The 8,389-nt window shown below is 46.2% G+C and carries 6 protein-coding genes; 1 reads left to right on the top strand and 5 read right to left on the bottom strand.

Features of this window, described 5'->3' with window-relative positions:
• Positions 1–28 precede the first annotated feature (28 nt).
• Both GX348_07745 and GX348_07740 read right to left on the bottom strand, forming a co-directional pair.
• A complete protein-coding gene (locus GX348_07745; protein NLP42077.1) occupies positions 29–271 on the bottom strand; it encodes a DEAD/DEAH box helicase in 243 nt (80 codons plus the stop codon).
• A 57-nt stretch (positions 272–328) separates the two neighbouring features.
• Positions 329–2,503, bottom strand: a complete 2,175-nt coding sequence (locus GX348_07740) for a DNA topoisomerase 3 (protein ID NLP42076.1) — start codon at positions 2,501–2,503, stop codon at positions 329–331.
• A gap of 267 nt (positions 2,504–2,770) precedes the next feature.
• Here GX348_07740 and GX348_07735 point away from each other — a divergent pair, with 267 nt between their 5' ends.
• Positions 2,771–3,241: a redoxin domain-containing protein gene (locus GX348_07735; protein ID NLP42075.1), complete on the top strand. Its 471-nt coding sequence runs from the start codon at positions 2,771–2,773 to the stop codon at positions 3,239–3,241.
• Positions 3,242–3,312: 71 nt separating this feature from the next.
• Here the strand turns inward: GX348_07735 and GX348_07730 are convergent, their stop codons facing one another.
• The 3 genes from GX348_07730 to GX348_07720 all read right to left on the bottom strand — a co-directional run bounded on the left by GX348_07730 (position 3,313) and on the right by GX348_07720 (position 8,194).
• Positions 3,313–6,519 (bottom strand): AAA family ATPase, encoded by a 3,207-nt coding sequence (locus GX348_07730; protein NLP42074.1) that lies wholly within the window; start codon positions 6,517–6,519, stop codon positions 3,313–3,315.
• Complete coding sequence (locus GX348_07725; protein ID NLP42073.1) at positions 6,516–7,841, bottom strand: DNA repair exonuclease; 1,326 nt, start codon at positions 7,839–7,841, stop codon at positions 6,516–6,518. Before GX348_07725 ends, GX348_07730 begins: the two co-directional genes overlap by 4 nt.
• Positions 7,842–8,053: 212 nt before the next feature.
• Positions 8,054–8,194 (bottom strand): hypothetical protein, encoded by a 141-nt coding sequence (locus tag GX348_07720; GenBank protein NLP42072.1) that lies wholly within the window; start codon positions 8,192–8,194, stop codon positions 8,054–8,056.
• Positions 8,195–8,389 lie beyond the last annotated feature (195 nt).

Raw genomic sequence — 8,389 nt, 5'->3', positions numbered from 1 at the left:
CACTTCTTCTTAATATATATCGACATATCTATAAGAATATTAAGTGGAGATTTTTAATAAAAGTTTCCGAAACCCTTGATACTAAAGCATTTATGCACCCTGTCACTATTATGACACGAGCCCCGGTAGCCGACTGCCCAATAATATCCTTACCGGCAAGCGCTAGCGGGATCGTTTGCTGCTGAATTTCGGTTGGCTGGGAAATTCCAAGTCGGCTTAGCCCTGTTAACAACGCTTCGCTCAGGCCAAGTCTCTGAAACAATTCGTTCATTATTTTCTCTCCTATATGCAAACTGAATAATATTTCATCTATAAATAGCTTTCCACATCAACTGCTATTTCTTGCGGCATTTGACCCCAATCCCTTAATTGGGACCTGACGCTGAACCGGAAATTTGGGCTTACCATTGTCATCCGAATAGGTCGCCCGGCATTCCGGAAATTTGGTACAACCCCAAAATGGCCCATTCTTGCCATTACGCAGTTTGATTTCGCCTTTTTTACAGCGCGGACAAGGATACTCAGGCTTTTTCGGTTGCCCGTCAACATCATCATAGGCCGCCTTGCACACCGGATAGCCCGAACATCCCCAAAATTTGCCGTTTTTACCGTTCCGCGCCTGCAGAACCCCCTTACCGCATTGCGGGCAGACATGCTCGCCATTTAAAGGCAGATTGAGACTGCCTGCTTCTGCACATAGCTTAGTCGCAAACTCGGCCTGCTGCTGTAAAAATGAGCTTAAGCTTTCGTTGCCGCCGACCATTCGGTGTAAAATGCTTTCCCAGATAGCGGTTGAGTCGGGATAGGTCAGTTCATCCGGGAGAGTGTCAATCAAAAGATAGGCCGTAGGGGTTGGAGAAAGGTATTTCTTTTTGCCTTGTTCTTTAAGAAAACGCCGGTCAATCAGTTCCTTGATTATTGTAGCCCGCGTTGCCTCGGTACCAATGCCGGACACATCCTTAAGCTGCTTTTTGAGTTCAGCATCTTTTACATATTTATGAATTTCCTTCATTGCGGCCAGTAAAGTCGTCGCGGTAAAGCGCACCGGCGGTTTGGTAGTCTTCTTATCGGCCCAGGCCCGGTTCATCGAAGCAGAATCGCCCTTCTTCATCGCCGGCAGCACCCCGCTGTCCTCGTCCTTGGTCTCATCGGCCTCAGCGCCGTAGAGAGCCTTCCAGCCTGCATCCAGAACAATCCGGCCGCTCGCGGCAAACAACTCACCAGCATAGCGCACTTCGATACGGGTTTGATTATAAACATGCACCGGATAAAATTGCGCTATGTAGGTTTGGGCGATTATAAAGTAGAGATTCCGCTCAACTTCACTTAACCCCTCGAAATTGCATTTGACAGTCGTTGGAATGATGGCATGGTGAGCAGTAATTTTCTTATCGTTCCAAGCCCGGCTTTTTATCGTACAATCAGCACCGCCGGCCCATACTGAGATTTCATCCTGATTTAGGTTCCGCAGGTTATCCAGAATAATTGCAGCATCAGCAAACTGTGATTCCGGTAAAAACTCACAATCGGAACGCGGATATGTTGTCAGTTTCTTTTCATATAATTTTTGCGCCGTATCCAAAACGGTCTGAGGGTCATAGCCAAACTTTTTCCCGGCCAAAACCTGAAGCGTTGACAGCGATAACGGCAGGCGCTGCGATTCTTTCCTTTCGGTTGTTTCGCATAGCTCAATTACTCCGGATTTTTCCAACGAATTAAAGCCGGTCATAAGTGATTCGACAACAGCGGAATCAGCCATTCGGCCTTCTGTATCCAAACCGGCCTGATCTTCCCGCGGTTTCCAATAGGCAACAAATAAGCCATTTTCGTGCAGAAACTCGGCTTTAACGATAAAATAATTCGCCGTAGTAAAACCTTCAATTTCCCGCTCGCGCCTAACAACTAAGGCCAAGGTTGGGGTTTTAACTCGCCCAATCGGCAGTGTAACCTGATGTCCCGCCCGCCGGGCTGCCAGTGTATAGGCTCGCGACAGATTCATGCCAATCAGCCAGTCTGCCCGCGATCTGGCTAACGCCGATTGCTTGAGATTAATAAACTCTTGATTGTCCCGCAAACTGACAATAGCTTTCTTTATACTTTTTTCATCAAGTGCATTAAGCAATATCCGCCGGACTGGTTTGTCGTTGTTGAGATAGTCTAAAACTTCATCAATCAGCAGCTGTCCCTCTCTGTCAGGGTCACCGGCGTGGACAATTTCAGTCGCTTTAGCCAACAGGCCTTTGATGATACCAAATTGTTTTTCGCATGAATCAGCCACAAAGAGTTTCCATTCGTGAGGGATAATCGGTAGGTCTTCCAAACGCCACTTCTCGTATTTCTTATCATATTCACCGGGCTCAGCCTGACGGAGAATATGACCAAAACCCCATGTAACAATACCATCGCCTGTCGTAATATAACCGTCTTTACGACTTATTGGTCCAGGCAGGCATTTAGCAATCTCGGCCCCCATACTTGGTTTTTCCGCAATAAATACTCTCAAAGTCTGCACCTCTTACTTGCCGGACAGCTTAGAACCACGGGCTTAATCCAGCATTGACCTTAGAAAACCCGGCTTGCGCGGGGCCCAGGCTAAAAAATAAAATCCTGCATAGTGCAGGATTGGTGTAATTCAATAAAAAGCTTTGATAAAATTATAGCCTTAATATGCATTATAGGCAACAATTATCATCAGCAAATTAACTTCACTGCAAATAAAGCCTGCTTTTTGGGTAGGATATTTCTATATACATTGAAAGGGGATTAGTCAATGAAACTTGTTGCTGTCGGCGATACTGCCCCGGAGTTTAGCTGTCCGGATAATCGGGAAACAACCATCAGACTTTCAGATTTTAGAGGCAAGAAGGTTTTAATGTCCTGGCATCCGCTAGCTTGGACACCGGTCTGCACTGACCAAATGCGTGCACTCGAAAATAATTTAGAGCAATTTCAGAAATATAATACCATCCCGCTTGGCTTCAGTGTTGATCCTACTCCGTCCAAAAAACTATGGGCTTACGCTATCCAAATAAGCAAGGTCCAGCTCCCATCCGACTTTTGGCCGCATGGAAAAATCGCCAAGGATTATGGCATTTTTCGCGAGCAAGATGGATTTTCGGAACGGGTAAATATTATAATCGACGAAAATGGCAAGGTTATTTGGGTAAAAGTTTATCCATTGCCCCAGTTGCCGGATATTCAGGAAGTCCTCAATTTTCTAGCCACCCAGCCGAAAGCCTAAACTTTAAACCGCAAAAGATTCGGCTTGATTTTATAAACTGGCAAGCGCTCCGCCTGCCGGTTTGTTTTTGTCTACTGGAATTTACAGATCGCCCCGTCAGCCACATTATAAATTCCATATGGAGCGCAATCCGCTTCTATTTCAGTGACGACTTGCCGAACAAGCTCCGGAAGCTGCTGCTGACAAGTGAAAAGAAATATTTGCTGATGGGAAGAAGCCTGCAAAAGTCCTCTGATTATCCCGGCCTGGCGCTGCTGGTCAAATCTTACCAAAACGTCATCAAGGATAATCGGCAGACTCTCCGAAGCCTTATTAAACTCGGCCGCCAAACTAAGTCTAATGGCCAAATATACCTGATCTGCCAAACCACTGCTCCAGAGGTGTTCTTCTTTTACTTTGCCGGTTTCGTCTTCAAGCTTAACAGTGCCTGCAGGGGTAATTATCCGGTAGCGGCTGCCTGTCATTAATTTTAACAACTCATTGGCCGCTTTGATAACTGCCGGCTGCCGCTCCCGTTCGTACACCGCACGGGTTTCTTCCAGCATACCGCGGCAAATTGCGTATGACAGCCATTCCTGAACTGAATGTTTAAGCAAACTGTTGACTTGCTCTTGTTTAACTCTGATATTATCCAATTTTATACTTTGCCGCATTTGTTCGAGTTTATGGCTTAGGCGGCCGACGCTATCGCGACTGTCATTAATTACTTTCTGCAATCTTAATTTTTCATTCTCCAACTTGGCAGTTTCAGCAGCTATTTCACCTTCAGTCCTAACCGCCAATTCAGTGCCTAACTCTAATTCCTTGTCCGGACTGCCGGCAATGCCGCGCAGCAAGGCTTTATTATTGTCAATCCGGTCTTGAATGCTTTTCCAGTCCCTGTAGTCTTGTGCCATCTTCCGAAAAGCTGGAACTTCGGAGACCATTTGACAACCGGCAAGGCCAACCTCGTCAAGCAGTTGGTTAAATTGGTTTAGCACGGCGTCCATTCGGTCTTCTAGGGTTGCCAGCTCTTTAGCGGCAGCTGCGGCTGTCTGATTCAGACTAGTATATCTTTCTTGATTGGCCTTAGCTGTACCTAAAGTTTCATACAACTTGTCCAAATCAGCAACATCAACCTCAGTAATATTTATTCCTTTTACCGCCTTAATGACTGCGGCAATCTCCTTAGTTTTGGTTTCGATATATTGTTTAGTATCTTCCACCCGGTTTTTTACCGATTGCCAATGCCTTTGCGCGGTCCGCGCATTTTCTATAGCTTTCTTCAGTATTTCAAAGCCTTCTGGTCTGACGTCAGTTGGAAACCCCTTATCCTTAAGCCAGGTCTGCCATGCCCGTTCAAGGGCGGCCAATTTTTCAGCAGTCTCGACCTTACGGCTTTCTACCAATGCAAGGGACTGCAAACCTAAAGTTATTTCCTCATCCACCTCATTAACCTGCTGTTTTAAGGACGACCATTTGTGATAGATTTGACGTTGATTGATAAGCTTTTTGTCAAGTTCATTGAGATCGTTAAGGTTATCGATAATGGGCCATCCAAATTTCCAGCATAAATGTTTCAAACTGCCTTCTGCAGCAGCGATAGCGGCTTCGATAGCGGCAATGTCATGTTCAAGTCTGGCTATACTTTGTGCTAGTTGGCTCGTTTCAGCTACCCGCTCCTGCTCACGGATTTCACCTGCTCGAACCATATTTTTGCGGGCAGCATACAAGTACCATACAGCCAATAGACCGAACAACAGGGTTCCGCCAGCTGCCGCCGTTTGCCCGGCGATAGTCAAATATCCAGCTAACAGTGCTACGCCGCTAGCAAGCAGCGGGGAAATAAAAGCCGGCAATACAGTGCCCACTGCCGATGATCGCTGGCCAAGATTATTTAAGGCGGCAGATAGGCAGACTTCTTCCTGACGCTGCAAATCAAGTCTGGTATTCAGATTATCAATCTTAGTAAGCAAAGTTTGGATGGTTTTAGCCGCTGCTTCCTGCGCAATCGGCGCTGTTTCAGTTTTAAGCTCAGGCTCATCTAGCTCACATAGTTTTTGCTCGAGCTGTGCCAGTTTAGTGCGGGCATTTTTTATCCGGCAAGCTTCAACGCGGTGGCGTTCATCAACCTGCCGCTGCTCAGCCTTGATATCTGCAAAGTCACTTACGAAACCGCCGGCTTGCTGGCAAACAGGTACCGATATGTCAGCTGTCTCGAGTTTTGCTTCATCCCAATCAGGACCAATTTCCTGAAGACTCTTAAGGAAGTTCTGCCAAGCCCTGTCACATTCTACGCGGTCTATCGGCAGCGCAGCTAAGGCGTTTTCAAAGCTGCCTCTTTCTTTGTATAATGCTTCAATTTGTGATCCATTGTTTAAAATAGCGTTATCAATTCGGATTTCTTCGCTGTTGTGCCGTGTTTCAGCTACAAACAACGCTTTGGCGCTAATATCGCTACTCAAAGCTTCAGCACCGGCTAGCAATCCTTCATAGCGCACTTCACCATTTCCGGGAAATATTTTTGCATATTCCAGCTCAGCAGCCCTTTCTTGCAGAATCTGCAGTTCAGCCCATGGCTCGCGTGCCTTGCTAAGTTCACTAAGTCGAATCAACCGTTGATTTGTATTTTCAAGTTCTTCTCCTGCTTGGCTGATTAATTTCTGCAAAGCGTAGCATTCAGCCTGGGTCGCGGCATATTCCCGGTCTTCACCTTCTAAATCGCATGCCTGATTATCGGCAGTCTTTTTCTCATTAAGCAGGCGGCTAATTACTGAGTCCCCCCGCTGTTTCAGCAAACTTGCCAACTTAGCATCTATATTCTGATATGCGTTATTTAACGCTACAGCATTCAACCCCGCCCCTGCAGCAAAGAACCGCCCCCGTACATCATCGCGGTCGAGCAGCTTAAGGCCCTGCAGTTCTTGAAGGCCAATCGAAAAAATGCTTTCATAGGTTTCCCGTTCAAGTCCGCCCAGCCATACCTTCTGAGGATTTATGCCAGGGCTGACCCCGTCAGTATTTGTGACGGTAATACCCTTGTTATCCCACCGGAGCATGTACTGCTGACCGTCATCCAAGACAACATCAATACTGCCGCCAAACATGCCTCCCCTAACAGGTTTGTACGGGTTTTTGGCTCGTTTATTGCCATAAAATGCATTTCTAAGAAACTGCATCAGTGTACTTTTACCGCTCTCATTATTTCCGCTAAACACGACCAAACCATCAGCGATATTCTTGAGCGATTGATTATTGTAAATCCCAAAGCCATCTATATAGATATTTTTTATTTTCATATTTCTTCACCATCAACCAATAGATTCAGCCCTATTGTTTCGGCCTCCTCGAGCAATCTAAACAGTTCATCATCCGCCATGTCTTCCAGGATGAAAGAAATTTTATTAAATTCAGGGCGGCCACCTAAATAACCGCTAATAACCTTTTTAAGCTCTTGACGCTTGTCCAGCGGATTTAAGCAAGCTATACTTTGCCGCACTTCGGCTGAGCGCCGCAAGAAATCACCAACAAAATCGGGCGCCTTACGTCGGATTTCAAGGTCAATTTCGGGCCGGGTATTTACAGCTATAGATTCCAGCCAAACAAAATCAGTTCTCGTGTCCTCATTTTGCCGGAGATGCTCAATTAAATCGCTTTCTAAATTTAGTGAAAATGCCTTGCTTGTGCCGCGCAGCGCCTTGTCGAGCGTTCCGCGCCCCACCAGGCCAATTCTTAGAATGGTCCCGCGCCCTTCAGCAGCCCGGCGGACATCGTCCTTGATTTTATGCAGGCTGGCAATTAGTTCATTGAGCTGCTCCATACCGGCGATATTACATTCCGCCTTTTCCCACCGAATTACTTCCGTACTAATAAAAATCGGCGTAACCTTACCGTGTTCATCAACCTCAATTAAGTAACAGCCGCGCGGACCCGTTTCACGAATACTTACCCCTTGGGTATTCCCGGGATAAATAACGCAAGGCTGCTCGGGACTCAACACACTTTTGGTGTGTACATGACCCAACGCCCAATAGTCCAGCCCGCTCTGCCGTAAATCCTCTAAACTGCAGGGTGCATAACGGTCGTCATTCATTTTTCCAACATTGCAGTGCAACACCCCGACCGAGAAAATTGATTTATCTATATGTTTAAAACGCTTAGCGAGATTTTCCTCAACATTGAAAACGGCATGGCTAATACCATAAATATTGGCGATAACCTTACCTTCTTTAGCAACAGGTACACACTCTACCGTCTCAAATCCAAAACGGTGTACGCCATTCGGAAGGCTATACTGCGCCCGCCACGCCTCAAGAGGGTCGTGGTTGCCATGGGCAATCAGACACTTAATCCCCTGCCCGGTTAATTCTTCCAACGCCTCGGCGAACTTTATCTGAGCGCGGGTGCTATGTCTGACGCCATCATAAATATCCCCGGCGATGACAACAAAGTCCACTTGATGTAAAACAGCCGCCTGGACAACTTTATCAAACGCCCTAAACGTTGCATCTTGCAAAGCAAGTCCGATTGCAGGCGGAACCTTATCAAACATCCCCTCAAACGGTGTTGCAAGATGGAGATCAGCGCAATGAATAAACTTAAACGGAACTGACCTTTTCAAACTTAATCCTCCCTATATGTACAAACCATCTGTAGTATCTTAATTAAACCGGTTCGAATGAATATCATATTTCTGAAAACAATCCCGAAATCCTCTATTACAAGAACACGGCAGAGGGAAGCGCGGGGATGGTGCGTCACTTAGGAAGCGTTGAAAGCGCCTCGTACTTCTGAACGAAAATTAGAAAAGCCGTCCCTATGGACGGCTATGTGTTACTTGTTGCTTTGTTGATCCCGCATGCAGAAGACTTTGCCTTCCCGGCTGCGATGAAAATTAATGCATTCGCAGCACTTGCCATGCCGTTCACAAGTAGTTTTAGGACAGGTGCAGTTTGCTTCATTACAATTGGCCATTATACTACCTCCCAAAGTTAGTTATTAAAAGAGATATTAAACTCCCGCAAGCAGATTCCCTGCCACGCCGTTCTAAACCCCATCGCTTTTGTTCCAGATTACAAACACGTTTGACCTTATCAAATTCCTTAAAAAGCCTCCTCACCCAGTTAACTTCATACTATAAAATCAACCCCAAAAAAGGAACCTACCATT

This window comes from Veillonellaceae bacterium, from assembly GCA_012523975.1.
Lineage (GTDB): Bacteria > Bacillota > Negativicutes > JAAYSF01 > JAAYSF01 > JAAYSF01.
The sequence above is the reverse complement of the archived record's forward strand: the minus strand, read 5'-3'. Positions and strand labels throughout refer to the sequence as shown.

Bases quoted from the DNA above. Each gene is read 5' to 3' on its own strand.
- GX348_07720 (NLP42072.1), bottom strand. From the start codon at position 8,194: ATGGCCAATTGTAATGAAGCAAACTGCACCTGTCCTAAAACTACTTGT.
- GX348_07735 (NLP42075.1), top strand. From the start codon at position 2,771: ATGAAACTTGTTGCTGTCGGCGATACTGCCCCGGAGTTTAGCTGTCCG.
- GX348_07745 (NLP42077.1), bottom strand. From the start codon at position 271: ATGAACGAATTGTTTCAGAGACTTGGCCTGAGCGAAGCGTTGTTAACA.
- GX348_07730 (NLP42074.1), bottom strand. From the start codon at position 6,519: ATGAAAATAAAAAATATCTATATAGATGGCTTTGGGATTTACAATAAT.